The organism is Klebsiella sp. HC6, from assembly GCF_022605325.1.
Classification (GTDB): domain Bacteria; phylum Pseudomonadota; class Gammaproteobacteria; order Enterobacterales; family Enterobacteriaceae; genus Klebsiella; species Klebsiella terrigena.
The window spans coordinates 3,460,392-3,478,409 of record NZ_CP093276.1; the positions used below are offsets into that span (position 1 = coordinate 3,460,392).

Annotated in this window: 19 protein-coding genes; 11 read left to right on the forward strand and 8 right to left on the reverse strand. The window is 58.3% G+C overall.

Annotated elements, in window-relative coordinates; all coding sequences use genetic code 11:
• Nucleotides 1–15: 15 nt before the first annotated feature.
• The gene (locus MMW58_RS16700; protein ID WP_159237800.1) at nt 16–480 is read right to left on the reverse strand and encodes a MarR family winged helix-turn-helix transcriptional regulator; all 465 of its coding nucleotides are present in this window, start codon (nt 478–480) and stop codon (nt 16–18) included.
• 76 nt (nt 481–556) lie between these two features.
• On the opposite strand from MMW58_RS16700, the gene MMW58_RS16705 reads away from it, so the two are divergent.
• Entirely contained in the window at nt 557–1,504 is a 948-nt protein-coding gene (locus MMW58_RS16705) for a quinone oxidoreductase family protein (protein ID WP_241721666.1), read from the forward strand.
• A 163-nt stretch (nt 1,505–1,667) separates the two neighbouring features.
• Here MMW58_RS16705 and MMW58_RS16710 read toward each other — a convergent pair whose 3' ends face one another.
• Nucleotides 1,668–2,570, reverse strand: coding sequence for a LysR family transcriptional regulator (locus MMW58_RS16710; protein WP_159237802.1), 903 nt, complete (start codon nt 2,568–2,570; stop codon nt 1,668–1,670).
• Nucleotides 2,571–2,690: 120 nt separating this feature from the next.
• Between MMW58_RS16710 and MMW58_RS16715 the strand changes: the two genes are divergently transcribed.
• Nucleotides 2,691–3,398, forward strand: a complete 708-nt coding sequence (locus tag MMW58_RS16715) for an SDR family NAD(P)-dependent oxidoreductase (protein WP_241721667.1) — start codon at nt 2,691–2,693, stop codon at nt 3,396–3,398.
• Between the two features lie 300 nt (nt 3,399–3,698).
• Nucleotides 3,699–5,171: an alpha/beta hydrolase gene (locus MMW58_RS16720; RefSeq protein WP_241721668.1), complete on the forward strand. Its 1,473-nt coding sequence runs from the start codon at nt 3,699–3,701 to the stop codon at nt 5,169–5,171.
• Between the two features lie 85 nt (nt 5,172–5,256).
• Here the strand turns inward: MMW58_RS16720 and ompW are convergent, their stop codons facing one another.
• Entirely contained in the window at nt 5,257–5,892 is a 636-nt protein-coding gene (gene ompW, locus MMW58_RS16725) for an outer membrane protein OmpW (RefSeq protein ID WP_045855041.1), read from the reverse strand.
• 363 nt (nt 5,893–6,255) lie between these two features.
• On the opposite strand from ompW, the gene MMW58_RS16730 reads away from it, so the two are divergent.
• On the forward strand, nt 6,256–6,999 hold the full coding sequence (locus MMW58_RS16730; RefSeq protein WP_041145152.1) for a YciC family protein: 744 nt from the start codon (nt 6,256–6,258) through the stop codon (nt 6,997–6,999).
• 54 nt (nt 7,000–7,053) lie between these two features.
• Nucleotides 7,054–7,590, forward strand: a complete 537-nt coding sequence (locus MMW58_RS16735) for a septation protein A (RefSeq protein ID WP_133597773.1) — start codon at nt 7,054–7,056, stop codon at nt 7,588–7,590.
• 121 nt (nt 7,591–7,711) lie between these two features.
• Here MMW58_RS16735 and MMW58_RS16740 read toward each other — a convergent pair whose 3' ends face one another.
• Complete coding sequence (locus MMW58_RS16740; RefSeq protein ID WP_159237805.1) at nt 7,712–7,948, reverse strand: hypothetical protein; 237 nt, start codon at nt 7,946–7,948, stop codon at nt 7,712–7,714.
• A 182-nt stretch (nt 7,949–8,130) separates the two neighbouring features.
• Between MMW58_RS16740 and yciA the strand changes: the two genes are divergently transcribed.
• Nucleotides 8,131–8,529, forward strand: coding sequence for an acyl-CoA thioester hydrolase YciA (yciA, locus tag MMW58_RS16745; protein WP_133597769.1), 399 nt, complete (start codon nt 8,131–8,133; stop codon nt 8,527–8,529).
• Between the two features lie 32 nt (nt 8,530–8,561).
• Here the strand turns inward: yciA and MMW58_RS16750 are convergent, their stop codons facing one another.
• Nucleotides 8,562–9,098: a YniB family protein gene (locus tag MMW58_RS16750; RefSeq protein ID WP_159237806.1), complete on the reverse strand. Its 537-nt coding sequence runs from the start codon at nt 9,096–9,098 to the stop codon at nt 8,562–8,564.
• Between the two features lie 151 nt (nt 9,099–9,249).
• Between MMW58_RS16750 and hxpB the strand changes: the two genes are divergently transcribed.
• From hxpB to MMW58_RS16770, 4 genes are all read left to right on the forward strand, one after another.
• Nucleotides 9,250–9,918, forward strand: coding sequence for a hexitol phosphatase HxpB (gene hxpB, locus MMW58_RS16755; RefSeq protein ID WP_159237807.1), 669 nt, complete (start codon nt 9,250–9,252; stop codon nt 9,916–9,918).
• A gap of 144 nt (nt 9,919–10,062) precedes the next feature.
• Complete coding sequence (gene kduD / locus MMW58_RS16760) at nt 10,063–10,824, forward strand: 2-dehydro-3-deoxy-D-gluconate 5-dehydrogenase KduD (RefSeq protein ID WP_133597763.1); 762 nt, start codon at nt 10,063–10,065, stop codon at nt 10,822–10,824.
• A gap of 91 nt (nt 10,825–10,915) precedes the next feature.
• A complete protein-coding gene (locus MMW58_RS16765) occupies nt 10,916–11,506 on the forward strand; it encodes a metal-dependent hydrolase (RefSeq protein WP_041145145.1) in 591 nt (196 codons plus the stop codon).
• Nucleotides 11,507–11,641: 135 nt separating this feature from the next.
• Complete coding sequence (locus tag MMW58_RS16770) at nt 11,642–13,033, forward strand: L-cystine transporter (RefSeq protein ID WP_241721669.1); 1,392 nt, start codon at nt 11,642–11,644, stop codon at nt 13,031–13,033.
• Between the two features lie 72 nt (nt 13,034–13,105).
• Here MMW58_RS16770 and cedA read toward each other — a convergent pair whose 3' ends face one another.
• The gene (gene cedA, locus MMW58_RS16775; RefSeq protein ID WP_041145143.1) at nt 13,106–13,345 is read right to left on the reverse strand and encodes a cell division activator CedA; all 240 of its coding nucleotides are present in this window, start codon (nt 13,343–13,345) and stop codon (nt 13,106–13,108) included.
• Between the two features lie 185 nt (nt 13,346–13,530).
• On the opposite strand from cedA, the gene katE reads away from it, so the two are divergent.
• Nucleotides 13,531–15,789, forward strand: coding sequence for a catalase HPII (katE, locus tag MMW58_RS16780; protein WP_241721670.1), 2,259 nt, complete (start codon nt 13,531–13,533; stop codon nt 15,787–15,789).
• Nucleotides 15,790–15,852: 63 nt separating this feature from the next.
• On the opposite strand, the gene chbG is transcribed toward katE, so the two are convergent.
• Nucleotides 15,853–16,611: a chitin disaccharide deacetylase gene (chbG, locus tag MMW58_RS16785; protein WP_241721671.1), complete on the reverse strand. Its 759-nt coding sequence runs from the start codon at nt 16,609–16,611 to the stop codon at nt 15,853–15,855.
• 12 nt (nt 16,612–16,623) lie between these two features.
• Entirely contained in the window at nt 16,624–17,970 is a 1,347-nt protein-coding gene (locus MMW58_RS16790; RefSeq protein ID WP_241723740.1) for a 6-phospho-beta-glucosidase, read from the reverse strand.
• Nucleotides 17,971–18,018: the final 48 nt, after the last annotated feature.

Consider the following 18,018-nt stretch of genomic DNA (forward strand, 5'->3'; position numbering starts at 1 on the left):
CCGCCTGGCAGCTCGTCAGGCGGTTGTTTTTTGCTGCAGGCTATCCGCGTATTTGCGCGTCAGGCGAAACAGCGCCAGCACATCCTCCTGCGTCCAGTCCATCAGCACCTGATTCATCAGCCGCGTTCTGGCTAGCGCAATGCGTTCGATCAGCGTCTGCCCCTGCGCGGTCAAGGTCACTTCGCTGATCCGTCGATCGCTAACGTTGGGCTGCTTCAGCGCCAGGCCCTGCGCCTCCAGCTTTTTCACCTGCCGGCTGACGGTGGTGTAATCCCGTCCCAGGCTATCTGCCAGCTCGACCACGCCCACCGGCCCATAGCGCCCAATAGCCACCAGCAGCGGAAAGAGGATCTGATCGAGCTGCACCCCGGCGGCCTGCAGTATCTGCTCATCGCGCACCGGCAAATTCATCACCCGGATGATATCCAGCAGCGCGCCGTGAAAGTCGGTGATATCGTAATTGTTATGTGCATCTTGCATATATTATTTAACCCGGTGTATAGTGCCGTTATCTGATATGTGCATTTTACACGTAATTCATCCCGGAGGTAACACCATGAAAGCAGCCGTCGTATTTGAACTCCAGCAGGGCCCGGTGTGGGCGGACTTTGCCGATCCGCAGGCCGATGAAGACCACCTCCTGGTTGACGTACGCGCCGCCGCCATCAGCCACGTCGTCAAGGGCCGGGCAAGCGGCAAACACTACAGCTTTGACGGTCGCCTGCCCTTTGTCGTCGGCATCGACGGCGTGGGAACATTGCCGAACGGGCAGCGCGTTTACTTCGCCTTCCCTCGCGCCCCCTGGGGCAGCATGGCGCAACGGGCGCCGGTGCCCGCGGCTAACTGCCTGCCGCTGCCGGATGCGCTGGACGATGTTAGCGCCGCCGCTATGGCCAACCCCGGGATGTCGGCCTGGGCTGCGCTGGTGAAACGCGCGGGCTTTATCGCCGGTGAGACGGTGCTGATCAACGGCGCCACCGGCAGCGCCGGCCAGCTGGCAATCCAGATCGCCCGCTATCTGGGCGCAAAAAAAGTGATCGCCACCGGACGTAACGCAGGGACGCTGGCAGCGCTCGACGCGGACGTCTGCATCAACCTGACCGCAGACGATCCCACTTTGCGGGCTCAGTTCGCCGAGCTTGCCGCAGGGCAGATCGACGTCGTCGTCGACTATCTGTGGGGCCCCAGCGCCGAGCTGCTGCTCCCGGCGCTGGCAAAAAGCAGCCCCGGCCATGCGCCGGTGCGCTATGTCCAGGTCGGCTCTCTCTCCGGGGCAGATATCTCACTCAACGGCGCGGTACTGCGATCGGCGCCGCTGCAGCTGCTGGGCAGCGGGATCGGCAGCCTGTCGATGGCCCAGCTGCTGGCGGCGACCGGGGAGATGCTGCAGGCCGCCGCGGCCGGCGGGTTTACTATCGCCACCACGCCGCTCCCGCTGCGCGAAGTGGCTGCGGCCTGGCCTCGCGACAACAGCCAGAAGCGCAGCGTTTTTGTGATCGAGTAAAAAAATCGCTTCCGCACAAAAGATGGGGTTGATATCTTAAATGAGAAACATTATCTTTCTCATTACCGAATAGTTGAGCAAAACACTCAGGTATTCGGTACGACATTGCTCACATTGCTTCCAGTATTTTTCGCCCGCATCCGTTGCGGGCTTTTTTTTGTCCTTATTCTCCCTGACGACATACGCTAAGCACCCGCTGACGCAACCAGCGGTGGCCCGGCTCCTGCTCCTGTCGGGGATGCCACATCTGCGAAACGGTAATTTCCGGCGTCTGCACCGGCAGCTCAAAAACGGCGATATCGGCCGCAGGGGCGTCGCCGATATAGGATGCCGGCACCAGCGCAATCAGCTGCGAACGGCGGGCAACCGCCAGCGCGGCGGCAAAGCTGGGCACCACGGCGACAATCTTACGCTGCAGGTCGAACCCGGCGAGGGCGTCATCAACCGGTCCCCGCACCATGCCATGACGAGACGTAATCACGTGCCCGCAGGAGATATACGCTTCCCGGGTCATGTTTGCCGACTGCGCCAGCGGGTGGCTCTTCGCCAGCACGCCGACGAAGCGATCGCGAAACAGCGCCTGCAGGCGGATTTCCGGCCCCATATTCTTGAGTACGCCAATCTCGAGGTCCACCCGCCCCTCGCGCAAAAACTGCGGATCCTTCTCGGTCTTAGCCACAAAGGTGAGCGTCACTCCCGGCGCATCCCGCGCGCAGGCGGCAATCAGCGCCGGAGCAAAGGTTTCTACGAAGCCTTCATTGGTGCGCAAGGTAAAGGTTTGCTCCAGCGTCGGGAGATGGAGCGGCGAAAGCGACGCGTTCAGGACCGAACGCACCTCGAACAGTGCATTCTGCGCGCGCGCTTTGATATTTTGCGCGTGCGGGGTTAGCACCATTTTACGCCCCGCCCTGACCAGCAGCGGATCGCCGGTTGCGTCGCGCAGGCGGGTGAGCGTCCGGCTCATTGCCGATGCGCTGAGCCCCAGCCGTCGCGCTGCCCCGGCCACGCTCTCTTCGGCCAGCAGCGCGTCTAGGGCAACGAGAAGATTAAAATCGGGATCGGTCATAAGATATCCTGCCGTAAGATATGGCGTGCGGCGCATGCTAATAGTGCACATGCTGCGCCTTCCGCCTGATATAGCCTATGACTATAGTCAGATCCTCACTCTTTACTGCGGATTTCGACTATGACCTCTCTTACTCATCACAGCATTTTAATCGTCGGCGCCTCTCGCGGGCTGGGCCACGCCATGGCCGCCGAATTTTTGCAGCACGGCTGGAACGTAATCGGTACCGTACGCGATATTCAGCACCCTACGCCGCTTCACCAGCTCGCCCGGGACAACCCCGGTCGGGTGCGCCTTGAAACGCTGGACGTCTGCAACGACGAGCAGCTGGCCGCCCTGGACCACAGGCTCTCGGGAAGCCGCCTGGAGATGCTCTTTGTCAATGCCGGAACCACTAACCGCGATCCTTCGCAGACCATCGGCGAAGTCTCCACTGAAGAGTTTATGCAGGTGATGCAGACCAATGCCCTGGCGCCAATGCGGGTCATAGAGCGCCTGCAGCGCCACGTGATCCCGTCAGGATTGCTCGGCGTGATGTCTTCCGGACAGGGAAGTCTCGGCAATAACCTTAGCGGGCAGCGCGAGCTGTACAGGGGCAGCAAGGCCGCGCTGAATATGTTTATGCGCAGCTTTGCCGCCCGCGCGGCTTCGGCGACGCATCCGATGGTGGCGATGGCGCCGGGCTGGATCCGCACCGCGCTGGGCGGCGACGCGGCGCCGCTGACCATCGAGGAGACCATCCCCAGCCTGGTCAAGGTGCTGCTGGAGAAACGCCAGCGCCCGGGGCTGGAGTATCTGGATTATCAGGGCCGCACCGTGCCGTGGTGATGGGTACAGAACGGCAGGCGGGGTAAGGCACAGAGGCATCGAGAGCCGGTAGGAGCCACAGCAGGCCCTGGTCATACAACGACCAGGGCTACAAGAAGCTGAGAACCGGTAACATCGGGATTTGTTCATCAACGGGGAGCAGCTCAGCCCTTTTGCGGGTTCGAAAAATAGCCCGCTTTCTACACGGGATAACCCACCGAAAACGACTTAAGTTCTGCATAAGCGTCAGGACGGTCTGTATGTAACGCCTGATTTTATTTTATACTTAAAAAATATGGGATTAGGACAGGAACCAAAGCGGTGAAATTCGCAAAGTGGTTAAAACGTATCGTATTCTCGTTACTTCTCTTAGTGGTTGGCGCTATTGGGATACGGCTGTATGACATTCAGCGCGGACCCGACCTGCAGCTCTGGCATACGTACGTCCCTGATGAGATGGACGCGGATGAAATCGACAGCGCAGACTGGAACGATTACATCAAGAGAGAAAATTCGCTCTTCAACGAAGTTAAACGTAACGTCACGGATAAGCTTGATGTCCAACAGCAAACTGAACTGAATCGTTACTATGCCGATAGTCCTATCTATCCGGACAAATTCCCAACAAACTGGAATCGGTCTTACATTATGATGCCGGACGCCAGGCCCAAAGGGGCCGTGGTGTTGTTGCATGGTCTGACGGATACCCCCTACAGCCTAAGGCATATTGCCAATAACTACCGTCAGCATGGCTATATCGCCATTGGGATCAGATTACCGGGACATGGCACCGTCCCTGCAGCATTGACCGACGTGAACTGGCAGGACTGGCTTGCCGCAACCCGCCTTGCCGTGAGAGAAGCGCAAAAGCTTGCTGGTCATGATGTGCCGCTGCATATGGTCGGATTTTCCAATGGTGGTGCTCTGGCAATGAAATATACGCTGGACGCACTGGATAATCCCGGCCTGGCTAAGCCACAGCGCGTGATCCTGATTTCGCCGATGATTGGTATTACAAGCTTCGCGCGCTTTTCCGGCCTGGCGGGTTGGCCTGCGTTTCTACCCGCATTCGCCAAAGCCGCATGGTTAGGCATAATGCCGGAGTTCAATCCGTTTAAATATAATTCATTCCCGACCAATGCCGCCCGCCAGTCGTTCCTGCTGACAAAGGCGCTTCAGAGCCAAATTGTCACTGACTCGCGTAATAGAAAAATGGCAAGCCTACCTCCGGTACTGACATTTCAATCGGTCATGGATTCAACCGTCAGTACGCGGGCGATCGTCACGGCGTTGTACAACCGTTTACCGGATAACGGCAGTGAAATAGTGTTGTTCGATTTGAATCATGCGGTGAGGTTTAATTCGTTATTACGCAGAACATCTTACACCGCGCTGTCCCGGTTGCTCCCTGCAGCTCCGCGGCTTTATAAAACCACGATCATCACTAACGCGAATCCCGGCACGACAGAGATGGAGATCCGCACAACGCCTGCCGGGAAAACAGAACAATCTGTGGAAACCCTGCAGGGGCAGCGCTATTTGCCGGACGTCTACTCCCTTTCCCACGTTGCTCTCCCCTTCCCTTTAAGTGACTCCTTATATGGGCGCTATCCGCATCCGCTGAATCAATATGGTATCAGCCTGGGGACATTTGCTGCCCGCGGCGAGCGCTCGGTGCTTGTTGTTGGGCTGGATTCACTCATGCGCCAGTCTTCAAATCCATTCTTCCCCTATATGATTACGCGGATCAATGAAGGAATCGACGCCGGTGCCGCCGCTCCCGGCAGTGATTGATTTCGGCTGCGGCGTCGAAAGCGCCGGTCGCACCGGCAAGGCGGGCCATATAATGACCCGCCTTGCCGGGGTTTTGCAGAAGACTTTAGAACCGGTATCCCGCAGAGAACATAAACACCCACGGATCGATGCGGGTGCTGACCTTCTGGTCCACGCCGCCGGCCTTAAATTTCACATCGGTGTCGATATCCATGTACCACACCGACATATTGAGCAGCCAGTCGCGGTTAATCAGATAGTCCAGACCTACCTGCCCGGCGGCGCCCCACGAATCCTTGAGGCTCAGATCGGAGAGTCCGGCCTCTTTGCCGGTGTCGTTAAAGTCTTCGTTAAAGAAGGTGGTGTAGTTAATACCGGCGCCAATATAAGGGCGCACCTTGCTCTGCGCATCGCCGAAGTACCACTGCGCCATCAGGGTTGGCGGCAGCTGGTGTACCGTGGCGATGGTGCCCGTCGGGCCGGTGCCAACCTTATGGCGGAACGGCGTGGCCGCCAGCAGCTCGATGCCGATATTATCCGTCGCCATATAGGTAAAGGTTAATCCCAGCTGCGTGTTATTGCTGACGTTAAAGCTGCCCAGACTGTTTAACACGTTGTCAGAACCTTCCGTCGGACGAACGGTGGCCGAACCTGCGCGAATGAAAAACTCTCCGGCTTCGTGCGCCCAGACGCCTCCGGAAAGCGTACTCAAAATTAATCCTACCGCTGCTAACTTCTTCATACCCACTTCCTCATTATGGTTATTCAGCGCGGAGAATATACCCACAATGAGTTAGGTTTGATCCAACATAGATCACACAAAATCATTAGTTTTAACATTTGTTGATCCAGATTAATTTTTGCAGCAGGATGCAATAAGCAAATGATTAAGCAGATCAATTTTCGCCATATTCCGTCGCCGGTGTACCGGCGCCCCGCTTTTACGGCGACAGCGCCCGCGGCACAAGCCATCCTCAGCGGGATACGGCGCTCACTCCTCTTTACAAAGATATACTTAGCCTGGCGTGAGCAGAGGCTGCTACGCTGAAGCGATTTGCGGTACAATCGCCGGCTAGTTAACACCTGCAATACTCAAGGAGAGTGCATGTCTATCACGGCGAAGTCCGTCTACCGTGACACGGGAAATTTTTTTCGTAATCAGTTCATTACCATTTTGCTGGTTGCGTTGTTGTGCGCGCTAATAACGGTAGTCCTTGGCCACGCGTTTTCACCCAGCGAAGAGCAGCTCTCGATTCTGAGCGAAGGCGATAATCTGGCGGGTAGCGCAGGCTTGTTTGAGCTGGTACAGAACATGACGCCGGAGCAGCAGCAGGTTCTGCTGCGCGCCTCTGCGGCCTCAACCTTCTCCGGACTGGTGGGTAACGCCATTCTTGCAGGCGGCGTGCTGCTGATGATTCAGCTGGTCTCCGCCGGGCAGCGCGTCAGCGCTCTGCGCGCGATTGGCGCCGCGGCGCCGGTTCTGCCAAAGCTGCTGCTGCTGATCCTGTTCACCACCTTCCTGGTGCAGATTGGGATGATGCTGGTGCTAGTGCCGGGCGTGCTGTTAGCCATCGTGCTGGCCTTTGCCCCGATTATGCTGGTGCAGGATAAGCTGGGGATCCTCAGCGCGATGCGCGGCAGCATCCGCCTGGCGTGGGCAAATATGCGCCTGGTGGCGCCGGCGGTGCTCGGCTGGCTGCTGGCCAAAACCGCGCTGCTGCTGCTGGCTTCCAGCTTTGCGGTGCTGACGCCAAACGTCGGCGCGGTGGTGATTAATACCATCAGCAACCTGATTTCCGCGCTGTTGCTGATCTATTTATTCCGCTTGTATATGCTTATCCGCAACTAAATTTAACCAGGGTCGGGAAACCTCCCGACCCGCTCTGAACTACGGAACCTATGCATGAAGCAGTTTCTGGATTTTTTACCGCTGGTCGTCTTCTTCGCATTCTATAAGCTCTACGATATCTACGCCGCCACCACGGCGCTGATTATCGCCACCGCGGTGGTGCTGATCTACACCTGGGTGCGCTATCGCAAAATTGAAAAAATGGCGCTGATCACCTTCGTGCTGGTCGCTGTTTTTGGCGGCCTGACGATCTTCTTCCATAACGACGAGTTTATTAAATGGAAGGTGACCGTCATCTACGTGCTGTTCGCCGGCGCCCTGCTGTTCAGCCAGTGGGTCATGAAAAAGCCGCTGATTCAGCGGATGCTCGGCAAAGAGCTCACGCTGCCGCAGCACGTGTGGTCACGTTTAAACCTCGCCTGGGCGGTGTTTTTCATCCTCTGCGGGCTGGCAAATATCTACATTGCGTTCTGGCTGCCGCAGAACATTTGGGTCAACTTCAAGGTCTTTGGCCTGACCGCCCTGACTCTGATCTTCACTCTGCTGAGCGGCGTCTATATCTACCGCCATATGCCGCAGGATGACAAGTAATCGATAAAGGCCCGTCGCGCTGATTGCGCGTTTAACGCTAAAAAGCACGCCTGCGGATTCTAAAAACGCAAAGCGTGCTTTTTTTTGCGCGCCGCTGCGCAGGTTTGCGGCAATACCCGGCCTAGGGCTTGTTCCTGCTGAGGGCGGCAAACCAATCATACTTCTGCCGCGTGCCGATCTCTTTTTCTCCCTCATCTAACTTGATGAGAAATCTGCGCTTATTGATGTCGTCGAGGTTAAAGAAGTAAGGCGCCAGGCGCTGCGATAAGGCCCCGTACATTGCCTGGGCGATGCGTTCCCCGGCCTCTTCCCCGTGCTTCTCGAATTCATCTTTTATCGCCTGGAAATCGTCGTTCATGCTCGCGTCCTCAACTTATACAGAGGGAGTGAGTATGATTTAGCCGCCATACATTTTCCATACCCCTTAATTTTTAGCCGACCCGGCGCTGGCTAACGGCCAGAGCAGCGAGGGCTATTCTCACGCGGCGGTTTTCATAGTAGCATCGCGCCAGATCTTCATTGACCATGACAGAGTACAGAATGACAACAACGGATCTCGTCCCCAAGGGCGAAATGGTTTTACGCACCCTGGCAATGCCGGCAGATACCAACGCGAATGGCGATATTTTTGGCGGCTGGCTGATGTCGCAGATGGATATCGGCGGCGCGATTATGGCCAAAGAGATTGCCCACGGCCGCGTGGTTACCGTCCGCGTGGACGGCATGACCTTTTTGCGCCCGGTGGCCGTCGGCGACGTGGTGTGCTGCTACGCCCGCTGCGTAAAGCGCGGCAATACTTCGATCACCATTAATATCGAGGTGTGGGTGAAGAAGGTCTCATCCGAGCCTATTGGCCAGCGCTACAAGGCAACGGAAGCGCTGTTTATTTACGTGGCGGTGGATAGCCAGGGCAAGCCGCGGGCCATTCCCGGCGAGTGAACCATTGCCCGGCAGGCCGGGCAATTTCTCGCTTACAGGAAGCCGAGCAGAGAAAAGAAGAAGTAGCCGATAACAATAATCACCACCGGCAGAACGTACAGCGGGAAATACTGCACCAGGATAGTGTGGCGCGGCACCACGATACGTTCGGCGATTTGCTCCCGCGTCAGCCCTTCCGCGCCTTTGGCCTGTTCCAGAATCAGCTGATCCTCAACCCCTTCGCGAAGGAATTTCGCCTGGCGGCTCATGCGCGCGCCGGATGCCTGCAGCGCCATCCCGACGAAGACCAGAATATAGATTATCCAGAAGCCAGCGTTGAGGCCGTGCTTAAAGTCCGGCAGCGGCGAGTTGTACCAGAAAAAGTTAAGAAACGGCGTATTAAATCGCATCATTTCAATCATGACGTGCGCAAAATCCATCATCACCGCGTCAATACCCGGCTTCTTCTCGCTGTGCTCATACATAAACTTCAGTACGGAAATCAGCGTCGATAGTATCGCCGGAATAAAGATGACCCACCCCAAAATACGTTTAAGTACTGCAATGCGTCCAGCTTGTTGATACGTCATGGGTTCCCCTTGTTTAAGACGCCTTCACTGCCAAGAACCAACCGGTCAGGTTCTAAGTCTACCTTCACTGGCGAATTTCGCCCACTAAAGCGCGGTATGATATACCATGAACGCAAATTGGTTATCGACTTACGCTACAGGAGAGGGACATATGTCAACCAGGCGCCAAATTCATGCCGCAATCTTCGATATGGATGGATTACTGATTGATTCTGAGCCGCTATGGGATCAGGCGGAGCTGGAGGTGATAGCCAGCCTCGGCGTGGATATCAGCCGTCGCGGCGAACTGCCCGATATTCTCGGGTTACGCATCGATTTAGTGGTGGACCTGTGGTTTGCGCAGCAGCCGTGGAGCGGGCCGGACCGCGCCGACGTTACCGCGCGGATCATCAGCCGGGCCATCGAGCTGGTGGAAGCCTCGCGCCCGCTGCTGCCGGGCGTGCGCGAGGCCGTGGCGCTGTGCAAGGCCCAGGGGCTGAAGATCGGCCTCGCCTCCGCCTCGCCGCTGCGGATGCTGGAAAAAGTGCTCACCATGTTTGAGCTGCGCGACCAGTTTGACGCCCTGGCCTCCGCCGAGCTGCTGACCTACAGCAAACCGCATCCGCAGGTCTATCTCGACTGCGCGGCAAAGCTCGGCGTCGATCCGATGCACTGCGTGGCGCTGGAGGACTCGATTAACGGCATGATCGCCTGTAAAGCGGCGCGCATGCGCTCAATCGTGATCCCCGCCGAGGAGCATAGCCACGACCGCCGGTTTGCCCTCGCCGACGTTAAGCTAACGACGCTGGCGGCGCTTAGCGTCAGCGATCTGCGCGGCTAACTTGCCGGCGTGATGAGGGAGCAGCGGCTGCCTCATCACACTAAATAAAACGGCGTTTCATTTTTAATTGTATTTTTCCGCCGGTCCCTCTATGCTGGCCGTAACGGCGTGTACTCACGCATACATCAGCATACGGAGGGACATATGGGACTTAACGCCTTCGATCTTACGGGTAAGGTCGCGATCGTGACGGGATGTGACACTGGACTGGGTCAGGGAATGGCCGTCGGGCTTGCCGAGGCCGGGTGCGATATCGTCAGCGTCAACCGTAAGATCCCGCACGAAACCGCAGAAAAAGTTCGGGCGCTGGGTCGCCGCTTCTGCGCCGTTCAGGCGGATCTCAGCCGCCAGGACGAGATAAGCCAAATCGTGGCTAAAGCCGTTGCCGCCATGGGTCGGATAGATATTCTGGTCAACAATGCCGGGACGATTCGTCGCGCCGATGCGCTCGACTTTAGCGAGCGCGACTGGGACGACGTCATGAACCTCAACCTGAAGTCGGTGTTCTTTTTATCCCAGGCGGTCGCCCGGCAGTTTATTCAGCAGGGCGGCGGCGGCAAGATCGTTAACATCGCCTCGATGCTCTCCTTCCAGGGCGGAATTCGCGTCCCCTCCTATACCGCCTCAAAGAGCGGCGTGCTCGGCCTGACCCGCCTGATGGCCAACGAATGGGCGGAACATAGAATTAACGTTAACGCCATCGCGCCGGGCTATATGGCAACCAATAATACCCGGCAGCTGCGCGACGATAGCGAGCGCAGTAAAGAGATCCTCGACCGCATCCCCGCCGGGCGCTGGGGACTACCGGACGATTTGCAGGGACCGGTGGTGTTCCTCGCCTCGGCCGCGGCGGATTACGTGAACGGCTACACCCTGGCGGTGGATGGCGGATGGCTGGCACGCTGACAATTTTGTGACAAAGAGTTACACCGTCACCTCTTTCGCACACTGTATAAAAACCCTATACTGTATGAATCGACAGTTTAGGGTTTTTATCATGACGGCGGAAGGCCATCTCTTCTTTTCTATCGCCTGTGCGGTATTTGCTAAAAATGCGGAACTCACGCCCGTGCTGGCACAGGGCGACTGGTGGCATATCGTCCCGTCCGCGGTGCTGACCTGCCTGCTGCCCGATATCGATCACCCTAAATCATTTCTCGGCCAGCGGCTGAGCTGGGTCTCCAGACCGGTGGCGCGCGCGTTTGGCCATCGGGGATTCACCCACAGCCTGCTGGCGGTATTCGCGGCGATCACCCTGTTCTATCTGAAAGTCCCGGAAAGCTGGTTTGTGCCCGCCGACGCGCTGCAGGGGCTGGTACTCGGCTACCTCAGCCATATTCTTGCCGATATGCTGACCCCCGCCGGGGTGCCGCTGCTATGGCCCTGCCGCTGGCGTTTTCGCCTGCCCATCCTGGCGCCGCGCAAGGGCAACCAGCTGGAACGCGCGCTGTGCATGGCGCTGTTTGTCTACGCGGTGTGGATGCCGCAGACTTTCGCCGATAATAGCGCCGTGCGCTGGTCGTCCGGCATGATCAATACGCTGCAGATAACCTTCAATCGCTTTATTAGTCAGCAGACCGGACGATAATTAAACGAAATATCAAATTAGTTATAATCAATTCCATTTGAATATAAATAATGAATTCCGCTTCTGCTAACCTTGCGCCATAAGAGCTGGCCCGCAGGCCAGCCCAGGTAATAAAAAGATATCAGGAGAACGGGGATGAACTTTCCACTTATAGCGAACGTTATCGTGTTCGCGATTTTGCTGTTTGCGCTGGCCCAAACCCGGCACAAACAGTGGAGCCTTGCCAAAAAAGTACTGGTCGGTCTGGTCATTGGCGTCGTATTCGGTCTTGCGCTGCAGCTGATTTACGGCTCCGACAGCCAGGTGCTGAAAGATTCCGTTCAATGGTTCAATATCGTTGGCAACGGCTACGTACAGCTGCTGCAGATGATCGTCATGCCGCTGGTGTTCGCGTCTATTCTGAGCGCCGTCGCGCGCCTGCACAACGCTTCGCAGCTGGGTAAAATCAGCTTCCTGAGCATTGGCACCCTGCTGTTCACTACCCTTATCGCCGCCCTGGTGGGCGTACTGGTGACCAACCTGTTTGGCCTGACCGCCGAAGGTCTGGTGCAGGGGAGCGCGGAAACCGCCCGCCTGAACGCCATTCAGAGCAACTACGCCGGTAAGGTCGCGGACCTCAGCGTTCCGCAGCTGATCCTCTCCTTCGTGCCGAAGAACCCGTTTGCCGACCTGACGGGCGCTAACCCGACCTCTATCATCAGCATCGTTATCTTTGCCGCCTTCCTCGGCGTCGCTTCCCTGAAGCTGCTGAAGGATGACGTCGCCAAAGGCCAGCGCGTTCTCACCGCCATCGACACCCTGCAGGCCTGGGTGATGAAGCTGGTGCGCCTGGTGATGCAGCTGACGCCGTACGGCGTGCTGGCGCTGATGACCAAAGTCGTGGCGGGCTCCAACCTGCAGGACATCATCAAGCTCGGCAGCTTCGTTGTCGCCTCCTACCTTGGCCTTGGCATCATGTTCGTGGTCCACGGGCTGCTGCTGGCGGTGAACGGCGTGAGCCCGCTGAAATACTTCCGCAAAGTGTGGCCGGTGCTGACCTTTGCCTTCACCAGCCGCTCCAGCGCCGCGTCGATTCCGCTGAACGTGGAAGCGCAAACCCGTCGTCTGGGCGTACCGGAATCTATCGCCAGCTTCTCCGCCTCCTTTGGCGCCACGATTGGTCAGAACGGCTGTGCCGGCCTCTACCCGGCCATGCTGGCGGTGATGGTCGCCCCCACCGTCGGCATCAACCCGCTCGATCCGCTGTGGATTGCCACCCTCGTCGGCATTGTGACCGTGAGCTCCGCCGGTGTCGCCGGCGTGGGCGGCGGCGCAACCTTCGCTGCGCTGATCGTCCTGCCGGCGATGGGACTGCCGGTAACCCTGGTGGCGCTGTTAATTTCGGTTGAGCCGCTGATCGATATGGGCCGCACCGCGCTGAACGTCAACGGCTCAATGACCGCCGGTACCCTGACCAGCCAGTGGCTGCGCCAGACCGATAAAACCATTCTTGAGAGCGAAGACGACGCCGAACTGGCGCACCGTTAACCTCAGGTCGGGATAAAAAAAACCGCAGATAGCGTACGCTACCTGCGGTTTTTTTATTGCTCAATTCTGCGCTCAGGGAGCCAGTTCGTTTTCCTGCCGGGTTTGCATCGCCCAGCGCTGCGCCGATTCCGGCACGCTAAACGGCGGAGAACGACGAAAGTGCTCTCCGAGTAAAATAAAGGCAACGTACTTCCCCCGCAGCAGCCACACGTCGCGAAAACCGTCCATTTTGACGGCGTGTTCCGGCGGCGCTGGCTCCGCTCGAGGCACGTAGCTAATGACAGGGCGATTTTGTTGGCGAAGTGTTTTCATAGCTCATGGATTCACTAAACAAAGCGGGAACAGAACCGCCATCATAGCCGAAAATCCCCCTTTGCGTCGCCCCCTGCTTGCCGCTCGTTTTGCTCCGGCAAGGCACGATGGCCGTAATGTTCTATAGTTAGAAGGGTTTTGGTTCAGCAACGACCATTTTCAGTAATGGAAACAGGAGACGAGCAATGTCCGATAAACACCATAACCCACAGTACCACCCGCCGTCGGTAGACGATGACCGCGAAGCGAAGCCCGGTCTTGATTCGCTGGCCCCTGATGACCAGCAGTGGCGCCCAACCCCGCACCCCACCGCCCCTGGCGAAGAGCCAACCGCCCCCGGCAGCCTGAAAGCGCCCGATACGCACAGCGACAAGCTTGACGCCCTGCAGAGCCAGCGTAAAGGCGGGGAAGATTTCCCGCTCACCACCAACCAGGGCGTCCGCATCGCCGACGATCAGAACTCCCTGCGCGCGGGAAACCGCGGCCCGACGCTGCTGGAAGATTTTATCCTGCGCGAAAAAATCACCCACTTTGACCACGAACGTATTCCGGAGAGGATCGTCCACGCCCGCGGGTCGGCCGCACACGGATATTTTCAGGCCTATCGCAGCCTGAGCGACGTCACCAAAGCCGATTTTCTCGCCGACCCGGAGAAGAAAACGCCGGTATTTGTCCGCTTCTCTACCGTGCAGGGCGGCGCCGGCTCCGCCGATACGGTGCGCGATATCCGCGGATTCGCCACCAAGTTCTACACCGACGAGGGGATTTTCGACCTCGTGGGCAACAATACGCCCATCTTCTTTATCCAGGACGCGCTGAAATTTCCTGACTTCGTCCACGCCGTGAAGCCCGAGCCGCACTGCGCCATGCCGCAGGGGCAAAGCGCTCACGACACCTTCTGGGACTACGTCTCCCTGCAGCCCGAAACGCTGCATAACGTCATGTGGGCGATGTCCGATCGCGGGCTGCCGCGCAGCTACCGGACGATGGAGGGCTTTGGGATCCATACCTTCCGCCTGATAAACGCTCAGAGTAAGGCCACCTTCGTCCGCTTCCACTGGAAGCCGGTGGCGGGCAAAGCCTCGCTGATTTGGGACGAGTCGCAAAAGCTGACCGGGCGCGATCCCGACTTTCACCGCCGCGATCTGTGGGAAGCCATTGAAGCCGGTGATTTTCCCGAGTATGAGCTCGGCCTGCAGCTGATCCCCGAAGAGGATGAGTTTGCCTTCGACTTCGATCTGCTGGACCCAACCAAGCTGATCCCCGAGGCGCTGGTGCCGGTGCAGCGGGTGGGGAAAATGGTTCTCAACCGCAACCCGGATAACTTCTTTGCCGAAAACGAACAGGCGGCGTTCCATCCCGGACATATCGTGCCGGGGATCGATTTCAGCAACGACCCGCTCCTGCAGGGGCGGCTGTTCTCCTATACCGACACGCAAATCAGCCGCCTCGGCGGGCCCAATTTCCATGAAATTCCGATCAACAAGCCCACCTGCCCGTACCACAACTTCCAGCGGGACGGCATGCACCGGATGGATATCGACACCAATCCCGCCAACTATGAGCCGAATTCGATCGGCGATAACTGGCCGCGCGAAACGCCGCCCGCTCCCCGGCGCGGCGGCTTTGAATCCTACGCCGAGCGCGTGGATGGCGAAAAGATTCGCCAGCGCAGCCCCTCCTTCGGCGAATACTACTCGCATCCGCTGCTGTTCTGGCGCAGCCAGACCCCGTTTGAGCAGCAGCACATTATCGACGGCTTCAGCTTTGAGCTGAGTAAGGTGGTCAGGACCTGGATCCGCGAGCGGATGGTCGATCAGCTGGCCCATATCGATATCCGGCTGGCCGAGGCGGTAGGGAAAAATCTCGGTATTGCGCTTAGCGACGCCCAGCGCGGCATTACGCCGCCGGCGGACGTCAACGGCCTGAAAAAAGATCCTTCTCTGAGCCTGTACGCCATTCCCGACGGGGAGGTCAAAGGCCGCGTGGTGGCGGTATTGCTCAACGACCGTCCGCTTGCCCAGGAGATGCTCACTCTCCTGCAGGCCCTGCAGGCAAAAGGCGTCCATACGAAGCTGCTTTTCTCGCGAATGGGGGAAGTCAGCGCCGATGACGGGACCCTGCTCCCCGTAGCCGGAACCTATGCCGGCTCGCCTTCGCTAACGGTGGATGCGGTGATTGTTCCCGGCGGCAACGCGGCCAGCCTCGGCGCCAGCGGCGACGCGCAGTACTACCTGCTGGAGGCCTACAAGCACCTGAAGCCCATTCTGCTGGCCGGCGATGCGCGACGGTTCAAGTCGCTGCTGCAGGTTGCCAGCCAGGGCGAGGAAGGAATTGTCGAGACCGACGCCGTCGACTCACCGGCGATGGATAATCTGTTAACCCTGATGAAGGCGCATCGGGTGTGGTCCAGAAGCGGGAAAACGGCAACGATCCCGGCATAGTAAAAGAGTAAAAGGCCCGCCGGCGTCACCGCCGTCGGGCCATTATCACCGACGAACCCTTCTTTAGACGTCGCGGTAGGTACCGAGACGATAGCCGCGCTCGGCAACCGCATATTTCAGCGCCTCGGAGGTCAGCACCTCCAGCTCCGCCAGCCGCGGGTGGCAGTAGGCGCTGCTCATAATGGCGTGGTCAATAAACGCCGGATGGCACATCACCTCCAGCGACGCCTCTTGCCGCCGGATTGAATCATCCAGGATCTGCAGCAGCAGCGCTTCAGAAATCGCCTCCCCGTAGAACTCGCTGGCAAAACCCTCGCTGCTGCGCGCCGCATCCTGATCCAGGCCGTCGCGCTGCGCCAGCTGGCGGTCAATACGCAGCGCCACGCCCTTCTCGCGGGCAAACGCCGCCACGATGGGGTAGACAGGCGCGATCATATGCACATGGTGATGGCTGTCGATATGCGTCGGTTCACAGCCAAACAGCGCGATAAACCGGCGATACTGACACTCCAGCTCGTGCGCGATCTCATCCAGCGGCAGGCTACCCTCTTCCGCCATCTGCCAGATCCACTTCCCCAGGCGCCCTTCGCGGGCGAGGCCCGGCATCGGGGAGAGCGGCTCGCCCAGCGTCAGGACAAAGTGCATCCCGACGCCCAGCTCCGGCACGCAGCGGCTGAGCTGGGCCGCGTGGCCGATCGCCGCGCCGTTAACCAGCGCCGTGGTGGAGGTCACCAGCCCGTTTTTGCAGGCTTCAATAATGCCGTAGTTCTGCCCCTTGCTGAGGCCAAAATCGTCGGCATTAACGATTAACACGCGTTCCATCAGCCGCTCCCGTTACTGTTTCAGTTTCGCAATCGTCGCCGCAAAGTTGGGCAGCCACTTTTCATGCGCGAGGATCATTTCACGCGCCAGCATTTCGGCATCGCGGTCGGAGTGAATCAGCGGACTCAGATTGAGCGCCAGCAGAACATCGTTCAGCTCGCCGCTTATCGCCGCCTGGCTCGCCGCCACTTCAAAGCCCTTGATGGTGTAAATCAACCCCTGGACTTTTTCATCGAAATGGGTGATGCGCGGCGTCGGCTTCGCCCCGTCGCGGCCGAGCGTACAGGTCATCTCCACCGCCCAGTCGGCCGGAATATTATCGATGTGGCCATGGTGCGGGATATTCACGTAGTGCTCGGTCTGCTTGTCGTTGTAGATAGCGTTGATCACTTCGCAGGCCGCGTCGGAGTAATAGGCTCCGCCGCGCAGCTCCAGCTCCTTCGGCTTAACGTTCAGATCCGGGTTTTTATACAGCTCGAAGAGCTGTTTTTCCACCTTCTGCACCACCTGAGCGCGGGCGCCGCCCTTATAGTACTCGCCCATTTCAATCGCCAGCATCTCTTTTGGCTTGAAGTAGTACAGCAGATAAGAGCACGGAATCAGGCGCAGGGAGCGGATCAGCCCTTCGCTGAACGGCAAGTCGAAGATGTTTTTCACCGAGTTGGCGCTCAGGCTGCCGGAGGCGACGCCGTCCAGCAGTTCGTCAAAGCGCGATACGCCGTTCACCAGCACGTCGCGGACAAACACGAGGTGGTTGAGGCCAAACAGGTCGATATTCAGCTCGTCGCTCGGGCTCAGGCGCAGCACGTCGGTGATAAACATTTTCATGCCGATCGGAATGTTGCACACGCCGATAAAGCGCCGGAAGTTCGTATGCCGATACACGGCTTCGGTCACCATTCCCGCCGGGTTGGTAAAGTTAATCACCCACGCGTCCGGGCAGATCTCCTGCACGTCTTTGACGATATCAAAAATCACCGGAATGGTGCGCAAGCCTTTGAACAGGCCGCCGGCGCCGTTAGTTTCCTGGCCAAGATAGCCGTGGCTAAGCGGGATACGCTCGTCTTTCTCACGCGCCTTCAGCTGGCCAACGCGCAGCTGAGTGGTGACGAAGTCCGCGCCTTCCAGCGCCGCGCGGCGATCCAGGGTTTTGTAGACCTTCAGCGGAACGCCGGCTTTTTCCACCATCCGCTCGCAGAGAGCGTGGATAATATCGAGCTTCTCCAGCCCTTCCGCCACGTCCACCAGCCACAGCTCCGTAACCGGCAGCTCATGATAACGCTTGAGAAATCCTTCGAGGAGTTCAGGGGTATAGCTGCTGCCGCCGCCGATAGTAACGATTTTTAATTTCTGGCTCATCATATTCTCCCTTGTGGCGCCACGAATTGCGCGTAGCCCACTCGCCGT

What these genes read in the sequence shown, in the direction of transcription:
- MMW58_RS16700 (WP_159237800.1), bottom strand. Translation starts at nt 480, where the DNA reads ATGCAAGATGCACATAACAATTACGATATCACCGACTTTCACGGCGCG.
- MMW58_RS16705 (WP_241721666.1), top strand. Translation starts at nt 557, where the DNA reads ATGAAAGCAGCCGTCGTATTTGAACTCCAGCAGGGCCCGGTGTGGGCG.
- MMW58_RS16710 (WP_159237802.1), bottom strand. Translation starts at nt 2,570, where the DNA reads ATGACCGATCCCGATTTTAATCTTCTCGTTGCCCTAGACGCGCTGCTG.
- MMW58_RS16715 (WP_241721667.1), top strand. Translation starts at nt 2,691, where the DNA reads ATGACCTCTCTTACTCATCACAGCATTTTAATCGTCGGCGCCTCTCGC.
- ompW (WP_045855041.1), bottom strand. Translation starts at nt 5,892, where the DNA reads ATGAAGAAGTTAGCAGCGGTAGGATTAATTTTGAGTACGCTTTCCGGA.
- MMW58_RS16730 (WP_041145152.1), top strand. Translation starts at nt 6,256, where the DNA reads ATGTCTATCACGGCGAAGTCCGTCTACCGTGACACGGGAAATTTTTTT.
- MMW58_RS16735 (WP_133597773.1), top strand. Translation starts at nt 7,054, where the DNA reads ATGAAGCAGTTTCTGGATTTTTTACCGCTGGTCGTCTTCTTCGCATTC.
- MMW58_RS16740 (WP_159237805.1), bottom strand. Translation starts at nt 7,948, where the DNA reads ATGAACGACGATTTCCAGGCGATAAAAGATGAATTCGAGAAGCACGGG.
- yciA (WP_133597769.1), top strand. Translation starts at nt 8,131, where the DNA reads ATGACAACAACGGATCTCGTCCCCAAGGGCGAAATGGTTTTACGCACC.
- MMW58_RS16750 (WP_159237806.1), bottom strand. Translation starts at nt 9,098, where the DNA reads ATGACGTATCAACAAGCTGGACGCATTGCAGTACTTAAACGTATTTTG.
- hxpB (WP_159237807.1), top strand. Translation starts at nt 9,250, where the DNA reads ATGTCAACCAGGCGCCAAATTCATGCCGCAATCTTCGATATGGATGGA.
- kduD (WP_133597763.1), top strand. Translation starts at nt 10,063, where the DNA reads ATGGGACTTAACGCCTTCGATCTTACGGGTAAGGTCGCGATCGTGACG.
- MMW58_RS16765 (WP_041145145.1), top strand. Translation starts at nt 10,916, where the DNA reads ATGACGGCGGAAGGCCATCTCTTCTTTTCTATCGCCTGTGCGGTATTT.
- MMW58_RS16770 (WP_241721669.1), top strand. Translation starts at nt 11,642, where the DNA reads ATGAACTTTCCACTTATAGCGAACGTTATCGTGTTCGCGATTTTGCTG.
- cedA (WP_041145143.1), bottom strand. Translation starts at nt 13,345, where the DNA reads ATGAAAACACTTCGCCAACAAAATCGCCCTGTCATTAGCTACGTGCCT.
- katE (WP_241721670.1), top strand. Translation starts at nt 13,531, where the DNA reads ATGTCCGATAAACACCATAACCCACAGTACCACCCGCCGTCGGTAGAC.
- chbG (WP_241721671.1), bottom strand. Translation starts at nt 16,611, where the DNA reads ATGGAACGCGTGTTAATCGTTAATGCCGACGATTTTGGCCTCAGCAAG.
- MMW58_RS16790 (WP_241723740.1), bottom strand. Translation starts at nt 17,970, where the DNA reads ATGAGCCAGAAATTAAAAATCGTTACTATCGGCGGCGGCAGCAGCTAT.